This window comes from Streptomyces sp. NPDC040410 (assembly GCF_055595715.1).
The window spans coordinates 18,659-34,938 of the sequence record NZ_JBVIVK010000016.1; the positions used below are offsets into that span (position 1 = coordinate 18,659).

Annotated in this window: 15 protein-coding genes and 1 pseudogene; 10 read left to right on the forward strand and 6 right to left on the reverse strand. The window is 68.9% G+C overall.

Annotated features, from left to right (window positions below):
- Positions 1 to 513 (forward strand): hypothetical protein, encoded by a 513-nt coding sequence (locus ACZ562_RS27935; protein ID WP_471184469.1) that lies wholly within the window; start codon positions 1 to 3, stop codon positions 511 to 513.
- 150 nt (positions 514 to 663) lie between these two features.
- Here ACZ562_RS27935 and ACZ562_RS27940 read toward each other — a convergent pair whose 3' ends face one another.
- The gene (locus tag ACZ562_RS27940) at positions 664 to 1,617 is read right to left on the reverse strand and encodes a helix-turn-helix domain-containing protein (protein WP_471184471.1); all 954 of its coding nucleotides are present in this window, start codon (positions 1,615 to 1,617) and stop codon (positions 664 to 666) included.
- Between the two features lie 176 nt (positions 1,618 to 1,793).
- Here ACZ562_RS27940 and ACZ562_RS27945 point away from each other — a divergent pair, with 176 nt between their 5' ends.
- The 3 genes from ACZ562_RS27945 to ACZ562_RS27955 all read left to right on the forward strand — a co-directional run bounded on the left by ACZ562_RS27945 (position 1,794) and on the right by ACZ562_RS27955 (position 4,391).
- Positions 1,794 to 2,834, forward strand: coding sequence for an NAD(P)-dependent alcohol dehydrogenase (locus ACZ562_RS27945; RefSeq protein WP_471184474.1), 1,041 nt, complete (start codon positions 1,794 to 1,796; stop codon positions 2,832 to 2,834).
- Between the two features lie 348 nt (positions 2,835 to 3,182).
- Positions 3,183 to 3,818 carry a hypothetical protein gene (locus ACZ562_RS27950; RefSeq protein WP_471184476.1) on the forward strand — a complete coding sequence of 212 codons (636 nt, stop codon included), beginning with the start codon at positions 3,183 to 3,185 and terminating at the stop codon, positions 3,816 to 3,818.
- A gap of 189 nt (positions 3,819 to 4,007) precedes the next feature.
- Complete coding sequence (locus tag ACZ562_RS27955) at positions 4,008 to 4,391, forward strand: VOC family protein (protein WP_471184478.1); 384 nt, start codon at positions 4,008 to 4,010, stop codon at positions 4,389 to 4,391.
- 75 nt (positions 4,392 to 4,466) lie between these two features.
- Here the strand turns inward: ACZ562_RS27955 and ACZ562_RS27960 are convergent, their stop codons facing one another.
- Together ACZ562_RS27960 and ACZ562_RS27965 are read right to left on the reverse strand one after the other, a co-directional pair.
- A complete protein-coding gene (locus ACZ562_RS27960; RefSeq protein ID WP_471184481.1) occupies positions 4,467 to 5,162 on the reverse strand; it encodes a DUF4389 domain-containing protein in 696 nt (231 codons plus the stop codon).
- Positions 5,163 to 5,190: 28 nt separating this feature from the next.
- The gene (locus ACZ562_RS27965; RefSeq protein ID WP_471184483.1) at positions 5,191 to 6,690 is read right to left on the reverse strand and encodes an MFS transporter; all 1,500 of its coding nucleotides are present in this window, start codon (positions 6,688 to 6,690) and stop codon (positions 5,191 to 5,193) included.
- Between the two features lie 146 nt (positions 6,691 to 6,836).
- Here ACZ562_RS27965 and ACZ562_RS27970 point away from each other — a divergent pair, with 146 nt between their 5' ends.
- The 4 genes from ACZ562_RS27970 to ACZ562_RS27985 all read left to right on the forward strand — a co-directional run bounded on the left by ACZ562_RS27970 (position 6,837) and on the right by ACZ562_RS27985 (position 11,550).
- The gene (locus ACZ562_RS27970) at positions 6,837 to 7,415 is read left to right on the forward strand and encodes a hypothetical protein (protein WP_471184485.1); all 579 of its coding nucleotides are present in this window, start codon (positions 6,837 to 6,839) and stop codon (positions 7,413 to 7,415) included.
- Positions 7,416 to 7,616: 201 nt separating this feature from the next.
- The gene (locus ACZ562_RS27975) at positions 7,617 to 9,233 is read left to right on the forward strand and encodes a phospholipase D family protein (protein ID WP_471184487.1); all 1,617 of its coding nucleotides are present in this window, start codon (positions 7,617 to 7,619) and stop codon (positions 9,231 to 9,233) included.
- A gap of 315 nt (positions 9,234 to 9,548) precedes the next feature.
- A complete protein-coding gene (locus ACZ562_RS27980; protein WP_471184489.1) occupies positions 9,549 to 10,385 on the forward strand; it encodes an MBL fold metallo-hydrolase in 837 nt (278 codons plus the stop codon).
- A gap of 322 nt (positions 10,386 to 10,707) precedes the next feature.
- Complete coding sequence (locus ACZ562_RS27985) at positions 10,708 to 11,550, forward strand: hypothetical protein (protein WP_471184492.1); 843 nt, start codon at positions 10,708 to 10,710, stop codon at positions 11,548 to 11,550.
- A 59-nt stretch (positions 11,551 to 11,609) separates the two neighbouring features.
- Here the strand turns inward: ACZ562_RS27985 and ACZ562_RS27990 are convergent, their stop codons facing one another.
- On the reverse strand, positions 11,610 to 12,086 hold the full coding sequence (locus tag ACZ562_RS27990; protein ID WP_471184494.1) for an LIC_13387 family protein: 477 nt from the start codon (positions 12,084 to 12,086) through the stop codon (positions 11,610 to 11,612).
- A gap of 202 nt (positions 12,087 to 12,288) precedes the next feature.
- On the opposite strand from ACZ562_RS27990, the gene ACZ562_RS27995 reads away from it, so the two are divergent.
- Positions 12,289 to 12,873: a TetR/AcrR family transcriptional regulator gene (locus ACZ562_RS27995; RefSeq protein WP_471184497.1), complete on the forward strand. Its 585-nt coding sequence runs from the start codon at positions 12,289 to 12,291 to the stop codon at positions 12,871 to 12,873.
- Between the two features lie 236 nt (positions 12,874 to 13,109).
- On the opposite strand, the gene ACZ562_RS28000 is transcribed toward ACZ562_RS27995, so the two are convergent.
- A complete protein-coding gene (locus tag ACZ562_RS28000) occupies positions 13,110 to 13,703 on the reverse strand; it encodes a DUF4291 domain-containing protein (protein ID WP_471184499.1) in 594 nt (197 codons plus the stop codon).
- 1,932 nt (positions 13,704 to 15,635) lie between these two features.
- On the opposite strand from ACZ562_RS28000, the pseudogene ACZ562_RS28005 reads away from it, so the two are divergent.
- Positions 15,636 to 15,794: pseudogene (locus tag ACZ562_RS28005) on the forward strand (transposase family protein); the annotation flags it as partial.
- A gap of 63 nt (positions 15,795 to 15,857) precedes the next feature.
- Here the strand turns inward: ACZ562_RS28005 and ACZ562_RS28010 are convergent.
- Positions 15,858 to 16,229 (reverse strand): VOC family protein, encoded by a 372-nt coding sequence (locus tag ACZ562_RS28010; RefSeq protein ID WP_471184503.1) that lies wholly within the window; start codon positions 16,227 to 16,229, stop codon positions 15,858 to 15,860.
- Positions 16,230 to 16,280 lie beyond the last annotated feature (51 nt).

Sequence of the window (16,280 nt, forward strand, 5' to 3'; positions counted from 1 at the left end):
ATGACCGCCGCCGTGACCGCCATGATCACCGCCGTCGTCGGTGTCCTCGGCACGCTCTTCGCCCCCGTGCTCAGCCAGCGGCTCACCGCACGCCAGCGCACCGAAGAGGCCGAACTGGCCGAGGGCAGACGGCGGTTCGAGGAGCGGCGGGCGGCGTACACGGGGATGAACCGCGCCTCCCGCCAGTTCCACACGCTTCTCAAGGACGCCCTGCACCGCCTCCGCGACGGCGTCTACACGGACCAGGAGCGCGACCAGCTGGAGGAGGCCCGCCGCGATCACCGCGACCGTTACGCCGAGGCGCAGATGATCGTCCCCGAACGGATCCTGGAGGCGTCGCGGGCGGTGAACCGGGTCCTCGCGGAGGCGGACGCCGTGGTCAAGCGGCTCGACCGGGGACTGGCCCGGGAGGGCGAGAACGCGCAGCAGGCACTGCTGGACCTGAAGGAGGCGGAGTCCCGGCTGGGGGCGATGCGAAGGGTGATGCGTGAGGACCTGGGGGTGGCGGACTGAGCGCCGCCCAGTGGTGGCTCCTCCGTGTGCCGCGGTGGCTCTTCGGTGTGTCCGGCGATGGCTTTCCGGTGCCGGTCACGGCAACTTCAGCCCGTCCGGCGTTCGGGGACGAGGCCTCTCAGCCCGTCCGGCGTTCGGGGACGAGGCCGTTCAGGACGATCGGGGGTCAGGGGGCGAAGCCCCCAGTCGCGCGCCCGCACCCGACCGCGTCGCATCCGCACCCCAACTCGCCAGCAAGCGGAGCGCCTCCGCCGACGGGGAGCCCGGTTCCGCGTGGTACGTGATCAGGCTCTGGTCCTGGTCGTCGGCCAGCCGGAACGACTCGAAGGACAGCGTCAGGTCGCCGACGAGCGGGTGGCGCAGGCGCTTGACACCGTGGCCCTTCTCCCTGACGTCATGCGTGGCCCACAGCCGCCTGAACTCCTCGCTCTTCACGGACAGTTCACCCACGAGGGCGGACAGCCGCGGATCGTCCGGGTGGCAGCCGGCGTCCATGCGCAGATAGCTGACGATGTCGGTCGCCTTCTGGTCCCACTCCACGAACAGATCGCGGTACTCGGGCTGCAGGAACACCATCCGCGCCCAGTTCCGCTCCTGCGGCGGCAGCTGTGACCAGTCGCCGAAGACAGCCGCGGCCATCCGGTTCCACACGAGGATGTCCGAGCGCCGGCCCGCGATGTAGGCCGGGACACCGTCCATCGTGTCCAGCAGCTGCCGCAGCGCCCCCCGCACGTGCTGGGTACGCCCCGCCGGCTTCTTCTTGTGCCGCTTCGGCTTCGCCAGATGTGTGAGGTGCGCGTGCTCGGCGTCGGTCAGCCGGAGCGCGCGGGCGATCGAGTCGAGGACCGCCGAGGACACGTTCCGCCCGTTGCCCTGTTCCAGGCGCGTGTAGTACGCCACCGACACCCCGGCGAGCTGCGCCAGCTCCTCGCGGCGCAGTCCCGGCACCCGGCGGTGCCGCCCGTACTCCGGCAGCCCCACGTCCTCGGGCTTCAGCCGGGCGCGCCGGGTGCGCAGGAACTCGCTCAGCTCGGCGCGCCGGTCCAGGGGCGCGCCGGCGGCGGCCTGCGCGGCCTCCTGTACGGGATCGGGCTGTGCGTCCATGCCTCAAGTATTCACGGTCGTACGCACACGAACCTGACCCCGCCAGTGGTAGGCACAGCGAACGTAGGCAGAGCCGTGGCCTGGGTGAACCCCGGCCGGTCCGGCAGGCTGGACGCCGTGCCCGGACGGAAAGCAGAAGGCAGCCGGGCGCGGAACCCTGCTAGGAGAACCCCGGCATGACCACTGTTGCTGCGTACGCCGCACCCGCTGCGAAGGCTCCGCTGGAGCGCACCACCATCGAGCGTCGGCCGGTCGGTGAGTTCGACGTCCTGATCGACATCAAGTTCGCCGGCATCTGCCACTCCGACATCCACCAGGCGCGGGAGGGCTGGGGCAAGGCGATGTTCCCGATGGTCCCCGGTCACGAGATCGCGGGCATCGTCTCCGAGGTCGGCCCGGGTGTCACCAGGTTCGCCGTGGGCGACCGGGTGGGCGTCGGCTGCCTGGTCGACTCCTGCCGGGAGTGCGAGAACTGCAAGGCGGGCCTGGAGCAGTACTGCACCGGGGGCAACGTCGGCACGTACAACGCCCTCGACAAGAACGGCGAGCCCACCTACGGCGGCTACTCCGAGAAGATCGTCGTCGACGAGAACTTCGTCGTCCGCATACCTGAGGGGCTGAGGCTGGAAGAGGCCGCTCCGCTGCTGTGCGCCGGCATCACCACGTACTCCCCGCTGAAACACTGGAACGCGGGCCCGGGCAAGAAGGTCGCGATCCTCGGCATGGGCGGCCTCGGCCACATGGGTGTGAAGATCGCGCACGCGCTGGGCGCGGAGGTCACGGTCCTCTCGCAGTCCCTGCGCAAGAAGGAGGACGGCCTGAAGCTGGGCGCGGAGCACTACTACGCGACCAGCGACCCGAAGACCTTCAAGGAGCTGCGCGGCACCTTCGATCTGATCCTGTCGACGGTCTCGGCCCCGCTGGATCTGGACGTCTGCCTGTCCCTGCTGAAGACGGACGGCGCCTTCGTGAACGTCGGCGCCCCCGAGGAGCCCGTCTCCCTCAACCTCTTCTCGGTGATCGGCGGCCGCAAGACCCTCGCCGGCTCCGGCATCGGCGGCATCCAGGAGACCCAGGAGATGCTGGACTTCTGCGCCGAGCACGGCTTCGGCGCCGAGATCGAGCTGATCGGGGCGTCCGAGATCAATGAGGCGTACGAGCGGGTGCTGGCGAGTGACGTGCGGTACCGGTTCGTGATCGACACGGCGACGATCTGACGGCCGCCGGACCACTCGGGGCCCCGGCGAGTGCTACCGCCGGGGCCCCGATCGCTGTCGGTCTTCTTGGCTCAGACGCTGACCCGTACCTCGTTCAAGCGCACCGCGACGCCTTCGTCCGCGGTGGAAGGGCGTGGCGACGCCTGGTCCATGCGACCACGCGTCGAGTCCGGCATCCCCGTGTCCCGGATACAGCGTGGAACAACCGGCATCCATTGTCAGCGGTCACTGTCAGCGGTCACTGTCAGCGGTCACTGTCAGCGGTCATTGTTATCTTGGGCCCACTTTGATCAGAGCCAATTGACGGGAGCGGGCATGTCGAATCACCTCACCGCATGGAAAACCATCGTGGACAGTGCGGATCAGCGGGCCGAGGTGGCCCGGCATCTGCGGGTCCTCACCACTTCCGACAAGGATCAGGAGCTGCTGGACCGTGTGATGGAGCGGTTCCGGCGAGCTGAGGTCAGCGACAGCGACGACCAGTTGCACCTGGTTTTCGAGTCCGTCGAGTCCGACGAGTGCGTCGTCGAGTGTTCCGCGCCGTACAGCGGCCCGGACGGCGATGTGCCGCCCTCGATGCTCGCCGTTGCCCGCGTCCACAACGGGATGGGGTGGGAATACGGCGGTGGTGGGAGCATCGGGTTCAACGGCGTCTCCGACGGTGGGGTGTGCTGTGGTGGCTGGGAGTCAGACGCTCTGACCGACGCGGAAGACGAGAACGCGGAGTTCCTCGGTCGGCTGGCGGCTGCCGGCCTGGATGCCGAAGACGTGCCGTCCCCTGGCGACTACGGGCAGAACTGGCTCATCTGGGATCCGACCGACCGCAATGCCTTGGGGGAACCGGTGTTGTATTTCGTCTCCCACGGTGACTGCATCGCACAGCCGGTCACCGAAGCGCGGGACCTGCCGTACGGGTCGCAACTACTCCGCCTCATGGTCCAGGACATCCTCGACGAGACGATGTTCTCAGCCGTGTACAGCTGACAGGAGTGATGCGTTCTCAGGCCGTGAGGTCGAGTGCGGGCGGTTGCGTGCCGGGGCGTGACCGGCCGTCACCGCCCAGTGTTTCTGGATGAGTTCGGCGACTTGTCGCGGGGCGGCCTGCTCAGGGCCTCTTAGGTCAGCCTTGCCTTACCTGCTCCCGGAGTATGTTGAGTACGGGAGGTCCATGCCATGACCGTTCAGCTGAACCACACCATCGTCGCCGCGCACGACAAGAAGGCGTCGGCCCGCTTCCTCGCCGACATCCTGGGGCTGGACGTGAGCCCCCAGTACGGCCCGTTCATCCCCGTCGAGGTCCCCAACGGCGTGACCCTGGACTTCATTGACACGTCCGGGACCATCACCCCGCAGCACTACGCGTTCCTCGTGTCGGAGGAGGAATTCGACACGATCTTCGCCCGTATCCAGGAGGCGGGCCTGACCTACTGGGCCGACCCGTTCCACAGCCGCCCCGGCGCGATCAACCGCAACGACGGCGGCCGGGGCGCGTACTTCGACGACCCGAACGGACACAACCTGGAGATCCTGACCAGGCCGTACGGCAGCGGCGGCTGATCCCAGGGCGGGCGGGCAAGGACAAGCCGGGAACTCCTCCCTCGTCCGCTCGGCCCCGGGGTCCGGCCGTCGTCGCTACTGCGGAGGCGCCGAACCGCCCGGCGAGGTCTTCGTCAGCGGGGAGGCGGCCTGCCCGCCCATGTCGAGACGGAACGGCGGGTACTGGTCGGTCATCAGCGCGGCATACGCAGCCACCCGGGCGGCCCAGCGGGCCAGGCCCAGCAGGAAGTCGAAGAGAGGCACCGGGTATCGGGCGGTCGCCGCCAGGATGATCACGGCGACCAGGGAGAGGAAGGCGATCAGCCCGCCGCCACCACGCCAGCCTTCCTCGTCTCCCCAGCCCCAGCCACCGACGAACATCCCGACGACGATGTACTGCGGGATCGCCAGCAGCCACCACTTCACCAGGACCAGGCCGCGGGAGAGGCGTTCGGGATAGGCGACGTCGAAGCGCGCCGGATAGTCGGGCACGTCCGCGAGGGTGAACGGCGGGTACCGGTCGGTGCCGAGCGCGGTGTGCGCGTAGTAGCTGACACGCCAGTTCCAGCGCATCACGCCGACATTGAAGTCGAAGAGGGACCGCGGGTACCGGCCGGTGAACAGGATGGCGAAGAACGCGACGACGGTCACGAAGGCGAACGCGATCCACAGGAAGAACAGCACGATGTAATGCGGGATGGCCAGAAGCCACTTCACGAGCCACAGCCATCTGGACAGGCGAGGGTCGAGAGACGCCTCGATACGCACAGCTGACACGGTGGCAGGAATCATGTGGCACAACTCCCAGGTGGTTTCCTGATCATGAGTTCAGGCTTGCACGGGAGGACGAAGCCTGCGACCTGGGCTGGTCCACAAGCGGGGCGCGCCGCCGCCGACCGGCAGTCGGGGCCATGAGAGCCACGACGAGGACGAGCAGACCGCAGCCGGCGACGACGAACCAGCCGGGACGCGACGCCTCGGCGAGCTGTGCGGGCGCGGCGTCGACGACGAGGCTGCCCGCGACGGCGATGCCGAGGGCCGAGCCGAGCTGACGGGCGGTGGACGTGATCCCGCCCGCGACACCGGCCCGGGCGGCCGGCAGGCCGCTGACCGCGGTGTTGGTGATCGGCGCGTTCGCGAATCCGAACCCCATGCCGACGAGCAGACAGGCCGGCATCAGCCATCGGACGTCGGTGCGGTTGCCGATGCCGGCGAGGCAGAGGCCGCCCGCCATGGTGAAAGCCCCGGCGAGGACCAGCGGCAGGCGTGGGCCGAACCGCCCGACGAGCACGCCGGAAAGCGGGGCGCACACGGTCGCCGCGACGGCCATCGGCAGCGTGACGATCCCTGCGGCGAACGGGGTCATGCCCTTCGCCTGCTGGAGGTAGAGCGTGGTGAGCAGCAGGGTCGCGCTGAGGGCGATGAACACCGCGACCGCGCCCACGACGGCGGCGACGAAGGGCCGCCCACGGAACAGCCGGGGGTCCATGAGCGGCTCGGCCCGCCGTGACTCGACCCACCCGAAGGCGGCCGCGGCGACGATGACGACGACGTAGCCGGCCATCGCCGCGGGCGAGCCCCACCCGATGTGCGGTCCCTCGATCAGGACCGCGACCGAACAGCCGGCCACCAGGGCCAGCAGCAGCTGCCCCGGGCCGTCGAGCCGACGCGGTCGCTCCGCACGGGACTCCGGGACGAAAGCGGCGGTCAGGGCCAGTGCCACGGCGACGACCGGAAGGTTGATCCAGAAAACCGAGCGCCAGCCCGCACTCGAGACGAGAGCGCCGCCGACGAGGGGGCCGACGGCCATGCTGACGCCGAAGACGGCCGCCCACACGCCGATGGCGCGCGCCCGCTCCTTCGGCTCGGTCATCACGTTCACGACGATCGCGAGCGCCACCGGGCTGAGCATCGACGCGCCGACGCCCTGCACCGCGCGGGCCGCGACCAGGACGCCGAAGGCCGGCGCGAGCGCGCATGCCACGGACGCGACGCCGAACACGACGAGCCCCATCCGGAAGACACGCCGCCTGCCGATGCGGTCGGCCAGCGCGCCGGACGAGATCAGCAGGCCGGCCAGCGCGAGCGTGTACGCGTCGACCGTCCACTCCAGACCGCGGGTGCCGACGTGCAGGCCGGCGCCTATCGAGGGCAGGCCGACGTTGACGATCGTGGTGTCCAGCCCGACCAGGAACAGGCTCAGGCAGCAGACGGCCAGCACCGTCCAGCGCTTGGGCGCGACAGGGTCCGTGACCGTGGGGTCCATGGGCTTCTTGGAATTCATCGGCTTCATCGGCCTCATGGGCTTCATGGGATTCATGGGTTGCTCCTTACGGGCGCATCGCGGGGGCTCGCGGAATCGAACCCGCACGGGCCCGGGCAACAAGGTCGGTCCGCAGAGACCTGTTCGGACAGGAATTTTGCAAGAACTGCAAAAGGCGTGGGCGGCCGTCCACACTGGAGGGCGTGGACGCCGAACTGGAGCAGCTGCTCACCGCCATCGGATCAGCCGGCAGCGGCAAGGCGAGGGGTCACATGGAGCGGTTGTACAAGCGCGGCAGCAGATCCTGCGAACCGGAAGTGATCGAGCCGGGCACCCGTGACGCCATTGCCGCCCATGCCGAGACCCACTCCCTCGGCGACATACTGGCGAACTGCGTCGCCTGCTGCGCCACCGTCAGCACGCGCCTGTACAAACCGGGTCTGCGCTCCCGCCTGAAGGGCATGGCGGACCCGGACCCCGAGCACCGCACGATCGCCTTGTTCACACCCCGCCATCTCGTGGTGGCCGTGATCCGGGAGTCCACCGGTACCGCCGTGCTGTCCGCACGGCTGGACGACATGTCCCTGGCCGGGCACAGCGCACTGGCCGACCGTCTTCCCGGTCGCCTTCCAGTTCCCGAGGACAGCGGGATCAGCGTCACCGCCCTGTGGTCCGGCCACCCGGAGCGCAGCTCCTACCACGTCGCGCTGGGCGACGACGCGGACGGCAGGTCCTTCCTCGAAGCGCTGCGTACGGCGGTCGCGGCGGCCAAACAGAGCTGAGCCGCGCCGAGGGCCACGCGGACGTGCGATACGGCGACCCGCCCGGACCGGCTGAGGGGACGGCCTCACCGGCCGGCCGGGGCGGGCCTGGGCTGTAGCTGCGGGCTGCCCTGGACTGGTCAAGGTCGTCCGGCTCCCGGTGCTCCAGGATGAGGCGGCGCCAACGGGGTACCCGTAGGTGTCACTGGAGGACCTTGGGCTGTGGAACCCACCGACTGGCTGCTGACCACGGGCGAACGCGGCAACGGCGCGACACGTCTGGACAGCCGCCGATCGCATCGGGCGGCTTGGTCGTACGGAAACCTGGTGCGGCCTCTCATCCACGGCTCGACGTACTTCCCGGAACTGCTCAGCGCGATCCGCGCGCAGCGCGCCGGAGACCTGCTCCTGTTCACCGACTGGCGGGGCGACCCCGACGAGCGCCTCGCCGGACCGGGGAGCGAAATAGGCACCGTCCTCAGCGAGGCCGCAGAGCGCGGTGTGATCGTCAAAGGGTTGGTCTGGCGCTCCCACCTGGACCGTTTCCAGTTCAGTGAGGCCGAGAACCGCCACCTCGGCGAGGAAATCGAAGCGGCGGGCGGCGAGTGCCTGCTCGACATGAGGGTGCGCCCCGGCGGCTCGCACCACCAGAAGTTCGTCGTACTCCGGCATGCCGGACGCCCCGAGCTCGACATCGCGTTCGCCGGCGGCATCGACCTGTGCCACAACCGCCACGACGACGCGACGCACCGGGGCGACCCGCAGTCACTGCCCATCGCCGCCGCGTACGGACGGCACCCACCGTGGCACGACGTCCAGCTCGCGATACGCGGACCGGCCGTCGGCGACATCGAGGCCGGCTTCCGCGAACGCTGGGACGACCCCGCGCCGCTCAGCCGCAGCCCGCTCGTCCGCCTGCGGGAGCTCGCTCACCGCGAGGACACACGTGCGGACCCGCTGCCACCCCAGGCACCCGACCCCTCGCCCTGCGGAGCCCACACCGTCCAGGTCCTGCGCACCTACCCCAACCGGCTGCTGCGCGGCTACGACTTCGCCCCCGACGGCGAGCGCAGTATCGCGCGCGGCTACCGCAAGGCGCTGCGGCGGGCCCGCGCCCTGATCTACCTGGAGGACCAGTACCTCTGGTCTCCGCACGTGGTGGAATGCTTCGCCGAGGCGCTGACCGCCCACTCCGGTCTGCGCCTGATCGCGGTCATCCCCTCCCTTCCCGAACAGGACGGCCGGTTCACCCTGCCGATGAACCTGATCGGCCGGATCACGGCCCTGGAGAGGCTGCGCCGCGCCGGTGGCGGGCGCGTCGCGGTGTACGGGCTGGAGAACCACGCCGGGACACCGGTGTATGTGCACGCCAAGGTGTGCGTGATCGACGACGTGTGGGCCTCGGTCGGATCCGACAACATCAACCTCCGCTCCTGGACCCACGACTCCGAACTCACCTGTGCCGTCCTGGACGAGAGCACGGACCCACGTGAGCCGCGCGACCCCGGCGGTCTCGGGGACGGCGCGCGCGGCTACGCCAGGAATCTGCGCCTGGATCTCGCGCGCGAACACCTGGACAGGGAAGCACCCCGGGCCCAGCACGCTCCCGACACGCTCTGCGATCCCGTGAGCGCCTTCGACGCCTTCGCGGCGAGCGCCGCCGCACTGGACTCCTGGCACGACAACGGTCGTTGCGGCCCCAGGCCGCCCGGCCGCCTGCGCACCTATCGCCCGCCGAGTCTCGCCCGTACGGCCAAGACGCTCTGCACGCCTCTGCATCGCCTTCTCGTCGACCCGGACGGCCGCCCCTTCAGGCTGCGGCGCCGCAACGACTACTGACTTTCGTGGCCGCCGCCGGCCTGGAACGCCGAGCCGGCAGAGTTCTGGGGGCGGCGAAGGCGGGCAGTCCGCCGGTCCGGTGCCTCAGCGGCATGCCGATCCCGGGCGGCCATGACCTCATCGCCGTACTCGAAGGCAGCGGGTGCGGCGGCAGCCAGTGTGCATGCGGCCCGGTGTTGTGCCAGCAGGCGGAAACCTCGTTGCTCGGCCCGATCGACACGCTCGGGGCGTGGCGGATGCAGCGTCGGCGAGAAAGAGCGACGATGGACGGGTAGCCGCGGCGCGAGCACCACCCCGGGGGTCTGGAGATGCGACATGCCGGTTCACAAGGTCCGCCCGGACATCAGCGTCCTGAATGACAGCCTGGAGGTGCCGGGAATCGGGCACCTCCCGGTGAACGCCTTCGTGTTGCTCGCCTCCCAGCCCGTCGTCATCGACACCGGCCTCGGGCTGCCCGACCGGAACTTCCTGGAGGCGGTCGCTTCCGTGCTGGACCCCGCTGATGTGCGATGGATCTGGCTCACACACCCGGACCGGGATCACACGGGCGGGATCTTCGATCTGCTGGCCGCGGCGCCCGAGGCCCGCGTTGTGGCCACGTTCCTCTCCGTGGGGCTCATGTCCTGTGAGCGGCCGCTGCCGCTCGACCGCCTCTACCTGATCAACCCGGGGCAGAGCATGGATGTCGGCGACCGCACCCTGACGGCGTTCAGACCTCCGCTGTACGACAACCCGGGCACGGTCGGCTTCTTCGACGACCTGACGGGGGTCTGCTTCAGCTCCGACTGCTTCGGCGGGCCGATGGCCAGCGCCGAACTGGCCCGAGCCGATGACGTCGGTGCCGTCGGCGAGGAGGATCTGCGGGCCGCGCAGCTGCTGTGGGCCACGGTCGACAGTCCCTGGGTGCAGAACGTCGATGTCCGGAAGTTCCTGGGCAGCTTCGAGCCTCTGCGTCAGAGGGAGCCGGAACTCATCCTCTCCACGCATCTGCCGCCGGCCACGGGGATCACCGGCGCGATGATCGACAGGCTGGGTTCGGCGGCCGGCGCTCCGGCGTTCGTCGGGCCGGACCAGGCGGCGCTGGAGCAGATGCTGGCGGGGTTCGAGCCCGGTGGCGGCGAGCACCAGGACATGCCCGGAACTCCGGGATGATCCTACGGTCAGGCGCGGGTCCCCTTCAGGGTCCCACTGGAGGCGTGCGGGCGCGCACGCCCAACTGCCGCTGCTGGCTCGCGCGGTCCGGGGGAACCCCACGGGCGTAGCGTCAAGCGGGGCTCGCGGCCCTTTGAGTGAAGGGTGCGCGTTGCCCTCCGTCCGCCCCACGACCGTCCGTTAGGCTCGCGCCGCCACACAGGTTCCGATCTTCACGGAGGGCAGGACGGCGAGGATCAATCGCGAGCGCCTCGTCAGAACGCTGACGTTCTGGCTGCGTCCTGCCTTCGCATTGCGGGTCATCAACCGGTTTCAGAAAATCGTGGGTTTCGACCGCTCGATGGCCCTGGCCTCCAGCGCTTTGACCACGCTGGTCCCGCTCGCCATCCTCAGCGGCGCCGTTCTCAGCAACCTCGTGCACTACGACGCCGCGGATCGGATCATCAAGCGCTACGGCCTCACCGGAGAAGGGGCCGAGGCAGTCAACTCCCTCTTCTCCCCGGCCGAGAACACGAGTGCGAGCGCGGGCGCCTTCGGGTTCGTGTTTTTGACGATCTCCGTGCTGAGCTTCGCGCGAGCCTCGCAGAGGCTCTTCGAACAGACATGGGAACTCAAGCCCCTCAGCGTCCGCAACACCCGGAACGGCCTGTGGTGGATCCTCACCCTGGTCGGCTACGCAGTGCTCACCGGCTGGCTCGCCGCGGCTCTTGGAGGGGGCACCCTGGGTCTGGCGGCCTCGTTGTGCGCGGTACCGGTGACCGCCGTGTTCCTCGTCTGGAGCGGCTGGATCCTGTCCGCGAAGCGGATCGTCCGGGCTGACCTGATCCCTTTCGGCGTCACCGCGGCCGTTCTGACAGCGGCCTGCTCCGTGGGCGCGACCGTCTACCTGCCACGCCTCTTCAACTCCTCCGTCTCACGGTACGGGGTCTTCGGTGCCGTCTTCGCAATGATCTCGGCCCTCTTCGCAGTGATGCTCGCCATCGTCGCATCGGCGGCACTGGGACGAGAAGTACGAGACGAGCTCAGCCGCATCCGTCATGGCCAACGCCCTTCCGACAACGAGGTCCGTCGCCAGTGGGACAGCGTGGTCGAGCAGACTCGGTCACGTTGGCGCACCGCACGGGAGCAGGTCTCTCGTCGTCGGCCCAAGGACTCGGACCACTGACAGGTTCCCCGCCGAGGCCGCCGTAGAGACTTTCGAGTTTCCGCGGGATCCGCGTCGCGTCACGAGCCCGCCCGAGCCGCGGGGACCGACCTGTGCAGGGACAGAGCGAAAGCACAGCTGGTGATGGTGAGGACGACGATCGGCGGAAGGGGCAGCAGGAGCACGGATATCACCAGGACGGCCAGCGAGACCGCGAGGGCGATCCATCCGAAGGCGGTGCGGCGCTGGACGAGGGTGGGGGAATGGCGGACGGCGGCGAGGATCAGGAGGCCGCAGGTCGTGACGAAGAAGGCCATGGCGATGCTCATGCCGTTGAAGACATCGAGGACCGTCCGTTCCAGACCCAGCAGGGTGAAGGTGGACTCCCGCATGGCGGCGTCGGCTTCACGCCGTTGCGGGGTCTGGGCGGCCAGCGCCGCAGCGCCGGAGAGGGCGAGGTGACCGATGCCCAGGAAGACGAAGCCGTAGGCGCCGACCGCGAAGGGCCGGACGGAGTCCGCCCGGCGGAGGGCGCTGGATGTGACCGGGGTGTTCACTGTTACTCCTTGACGTTGGCGGGGGCGGGGGCGGAAGGCGGTTGCCAGCCGAGGACCGTGTCGAGGGCTCTCAGTGACAGCGTCTGTGGCGTGCCTGATCCGGCGCAGAGGCGCGGCCAGTTCGTGGCATGGCACCTCACCTCCGCCGCCTCTACAGCTGTAGAGGTCGATGACCCGCACTCTACATCTGTAGAGTGCGGGTATGTCCATCCCCGACCGCCGAGACCTGATCGCCGACGCCGCCATCAGCACCGTGGCCGCCGCCGGGCTGCGCGGCCTGACCCATCGCGCGGTCGACGCCGCCGCGGGCCTGCCGGCCGGCAGCACGTCGTACTACTTCCGCACCCGCAGCGCTCTGATCAGCGCCTGCTACCTCCGCCTGGCCGAACTCTCGGTCGCCGACATGGATCGCTGGGAAGCGGACCACGGGCCCCCGGACCTGGACTCCGCCGCAGGCCTGATGGCCGCACTGCTGCACCACTGGCTTACGGCGGCGCGCGACCGCCAGCTCGCCCGCTTCGAACTCAGCCTGGAGGCAACCCGTCGGCCGGAGCTGCGTGCCGACCTGCAGACCGCCGGCCTCGCCGCACGGTCCAGGGCCACCACCCTGCTGGCAGCGCTCGGGGCTCCCCGTCCGGCGCAGGCAGCGGATCTGCTCGTCGCCTGGACCGACGGCCTGCTGTACGACTGGCTCGTCGGCGCGCTGGCCGCGACCCGCCCGCTGCCCGATGTGACCGAGCTGACCGCGGTGGTCCGTCGGATGCTCGATGCCGCGCTTTCCACCTGACCGAAGCCGACGACCTCGTCGGCGTACGGACGTCCGGAATGGCGATCGCGCTCAGGCCGCTGCATCCTGGGCGGCCCCAGCCCGTGGCACCACTGTCCCAGCGGTGGAACCTCCATTCTGGAAGCCACACATCGCCTCGACTGCCCCCAGCACACGCGGATACGGCGCAATCCGGGCGGGCACCACGTCAGTCGCCGCCCCGAGGGGCCATCACCCGATTCGGCGAACGCGCCCGGTCACAGACGCAGTTGGGCCAGCGCGGCGTCCCCGGCGGCGTAGGGACGCTCCTGGGGCAGCAGTCGGGCCGCGGAGTCCAGGTCGCCGCTGCTCACCAACCCGTGGATCTCGCGAGCGAGCGGAGTGACGTCACTGATCGCCACGATCCACTCATCCGCGTAGCGCCGTACGGCCTCACCGGAGAGCCCGAGTTGCAGCGAGCGGTACGGCTGCGGCCTCAGGCGCAGATCACGCTCGGGATCCCACTGCACCCGAGCGGGCGCGCGCCGCAACTGCCGCTTCCAGTCGGCCTGGTCGGCGTGCAGCCCGGGCACGTAGTGCGACAAGCACGCGTTGAGCAGGGCCCACTCGAAGCCGTCGCGGCTGATCTCGACGGCCAGGACGGTCTCCTGCCCCTCCTTCGTGCCCCAGCCGCAGCGGTACATCATCCACAGGAACGACGGCTTGATCCATGTCATGCGGTCCCGCTTCCACGCGGCGGGGAAACGGCCCTGGCGAACCGCGGCCATGCCGATCTCGGGGGAGTAGGCCTGATAGACGGTGATCGTGGACGCCGTGTGGAGCGCGCGGATCCTGCGTTGCGGTTCTTCCATGCAGCACAGGGTGAGGCCGCCGGATTCCAGTCGGCCACCGATTTTCGAGTGTGCTTCCGCGAGACGACTGGGCGGCGGCACCGCGCGCACGATGCGACACCACCACCGCCGCCGGTCGGACGGGCTCAGGCGATGGGCGGGACCGACGGCTGCCGTTCCCGCCACAGCGAGGCGAGTTGCGTCGGTGCGACGCCTGCGATCACCCGAGCGCAGATTCAAATCAGCAACTGGACCCAGTATGGGCTCGAAGTCACCGCGCTGCTGAGACTGATCAACCAAAACAGCAGGGCAAGCGACATAGACACCTGCAGATGCCGGCCGACGTGCACGTGCAGCCCGTCACGGGTCAGTCTCAGGCCCCACTGACTGCCCTTCCCCTTGGCCATGCTCTTCCCTTCCATTCTCTACAGGCATGCCGAGAAGTCCTCCGATGGGATGGAGGCTGGGCATGCGGTGGTGGATCCATGAAAAGCCCATGAGGGAAGGGTGATCCAGCTTTCAGAACAGACTCGTCTCACTTCGTACGCTGCTGGCCAGAGGCCGTACGGCAGCCGTGTTTGACCGAACGAGGCGGTTGTTCGGCAGTGTTCGGAGAACGTCGTGAACGTTCGGCCATGAGCCTCTACGCTGACCCTACAAGCGGCCAGAACGGGGGCGAGATGACTGGCAACGCGCAGACGGCGGCAGACCATCAGTTGATCAAGACGGCAGGTGTCGCACTGCGAGAGTTCGCCGACGCCTTGAACCATCTGCACATCTACTGTGGCGCCCCATCTTTTCGGCAGATCGCAAAGGCAACGGTCACCAGACGGACCACGCTCTCCGCTTCCGCAATTTCCGAGGCGTTGACCGGCAAGCGGCTTCCCTCCCTGGCCTTCGCACTGGAGCTGGTGCATCAGTTGACGAACGGAGATCCAGAGAAGGCAAAGGAATGGCATTTGAAGTGGAGCGACACCAAGCACTTGCAGAAGCAAGCAGCATCAGCCAGAAGACGTCTGAAGGAGCAGGGTGCCTCAACAGCATCATCGAGGCCTCGACGGAGGGCGGCTGTTCGGCCGCAGTTGGGTGGTTTCCCGGATGCCCAGCAGTGGTCGTCTTCGGAGTCTGCGCCTGAGCGAGCGCCTGCCGATGTGACGGAGCGGGCTGTCGCTGATGGTGAGGAAGGCGAACCCAGGCCGAGGCGTCGACGGAGGGCGGCTGTTCGGCCGCAGTTGGGTGGTTCCCCGGATGCCCAGCAGTGGTCGTCTTCGGAGTCTGCGCCTGAGCGAGCGCCTGCCGATGTGACGGAGCGGGCTGTCGCTGATGGTGAGGAAGGTGAAGTCAGGCCGAGGCGTCGACGCACGAGGACGAGAACACCTGCGCTCCCGCAGCTTGAGCAGCAGTTCAGCGCCCTTGCCACAGCGTCACCACGACCCTCGGAGGCGACGGCAACGTCGGCGCCGTCCCAAGTGCAGCAGCGTGCGGCAAAGATAATCGCGGACGCGGAATACAACGCCAACGCCATCATTGTTGAGGCACACGAAGCCGCCAGGAAGATCCTCGCAACAGCACAGGAGGAGGTTCGTCAGCTTCTGGGTCCGGCACGGTCCCAACCATCGGACGACCATCCATTGGATAAACGCACGTCCTCTGGCTCACGGCGGCGACGTAGGACCGTGAACGATTTCCCTGCTCCAGCGGAGTCGGACCCAGTGCGTTGCCATGTCTGCAATCACACCTTCGCGCGTTCCCAAGCGCCTTCAATCGCCGGCCGTCTGCAATGCCCGAGGTGCGACACATTCATTGAAGCTCCGCCATCTTGACGTGGCTGGTCAGGGTGCTGGTGTGATGTCGTTTCGGGGCGCTCGTGCTGGTCATGGGCGCCAGTCGGGGGTGTAGATCGTCTGGCAGGAGTGGGTTTTTGGATTCCCGTCCCTCATCCCCACCCAGCGCCGTACCGGAGAGGCGAACCGCCCGAATTACTCCGGCAAGCATCGTCGCCACGGCCTGCACGTCCTCGCGCTGACCGACGAGCGGGGCCGTCTGGTGTGGATATCGGCCGCCCGGCCCGGCCGCACCCACGACATCACCGCCGCCCGCCGCGACCGCATCCCTGGCCCACCTGCGTGCTGCCGGCCTCGGTGCCCTGGCCGGCCTGGGCTTCCCGGAACAGCGTCACCGGGCCGGGATCGGCTGGGTGAGGTTCACCGGGTTGCCGTCGGGGTCCTGGATGTGGGCGACGCGCTGTCCCCACGGCATGTCGTTGGGGCCGCTGCGGACCGAGCCGCCCAGCGCCTCCACCCGGCCGAGCGTCTCGTCGACGTCGTCGACACCGATGCTGAGCAGGATCCGGGGTGCCGCCCCAGTCCCCGGGTTCGTCGCCTTGGCCACCAGCCCGAGGTCGGTGTCGCCGATGCGCAAACCGAGGTAGAAGGCCGGGCCTTCCGCCGGTACCCGGAAGATCTCCTCAGCGCCGAACAATTTCGTATAGAAGCCGAGCAGGACGTCCTGGTCGGCAGTAATGATCACTGGCTGGATGGTGGACATGGCACTCCTGGCGAGAACGGTCGTGTCGGGTAGACCGTTCGAGGACGGTGA

What these genes read in the sequence shown, in the direction of transcription:
- ACZ562_RS27935 (WP_471184469.1), top strand. Translation starts at nt 1, where the DNA reads ATGACCGCCGCCGTGACCGCCATGATCACCGCCGTCGTCGGTGTCCTC.
- ACZ562_RS27940 (WP_471184471.1), bottom strand. Translation starts at nt 1,617, where the DNA reads ATGGACGCACAGCCCGATCCCGTACAGGAGGCCGCGCAGGCCGCCGCC.
- ACZ562_RS27945 (WP_471184474.1), top strand. Translation starts at nt 1,794, where the DNA reads ATGACCACTGTTGCTGCGTACGCCGCACCCGCTGCGAAGGCTCCGCTG.
- ACZ562_RS27955 (WP_471184478.1), top strand. Translation starts at nt 4,008, where the DNA reads ATGACCGTTCAGCTGAACCACACCATCGTCGCCGCGCACGACAAGAAG.
- ACZ562_RS27960 (WP_471184481.1), bottom strand. Translation starts at nt 5,162, where the DNA reads ATGATTCCTGCCACCGTGTCAGCTGTGCGTATCGAGGCGTCTCTCGAC.
- ACZ562_RS27965 (WP_471184483.1), bottom strand. Translation starts at nt 6,690, where the DNA reads ATGAATCCCATGAAGCCCATGAGGCCGATGAAGCCGATGAATTCCAAG.
- ACZ562_RS27980 (WP_471184489.1), top strand. Translation starts at nt 9,549, where the DNA reads ATGCCGGTTCACAAGGTCCGCCCGGACATCAGCGTCCTGAATGACAGC.
- ACZ562_RS27995 (WP_471184497.1), top strand. Translation starts at nt 12,289, where the DNA reads ATGTCCATCCCCGACCGCCGAGACCTGATCGCCGACGCCGCCATCAGC.
- ACZ562_RS28000 (WP_471184499.1), bottom strand. Translation starts at nt 13,703, where the DNA reads ATGGAAGAACCGCAACGCAGGATCCGCGCGCTCCACACGGCGTCCACG.
- ACZ562_RS28010 (WP_471184503.1), bottom strand. Translation starts at nt 16,229, where the DNA reads ATGTCCACCATCCAGCCAGTGATCATTACTGCCGACCAGGACGTCCTG.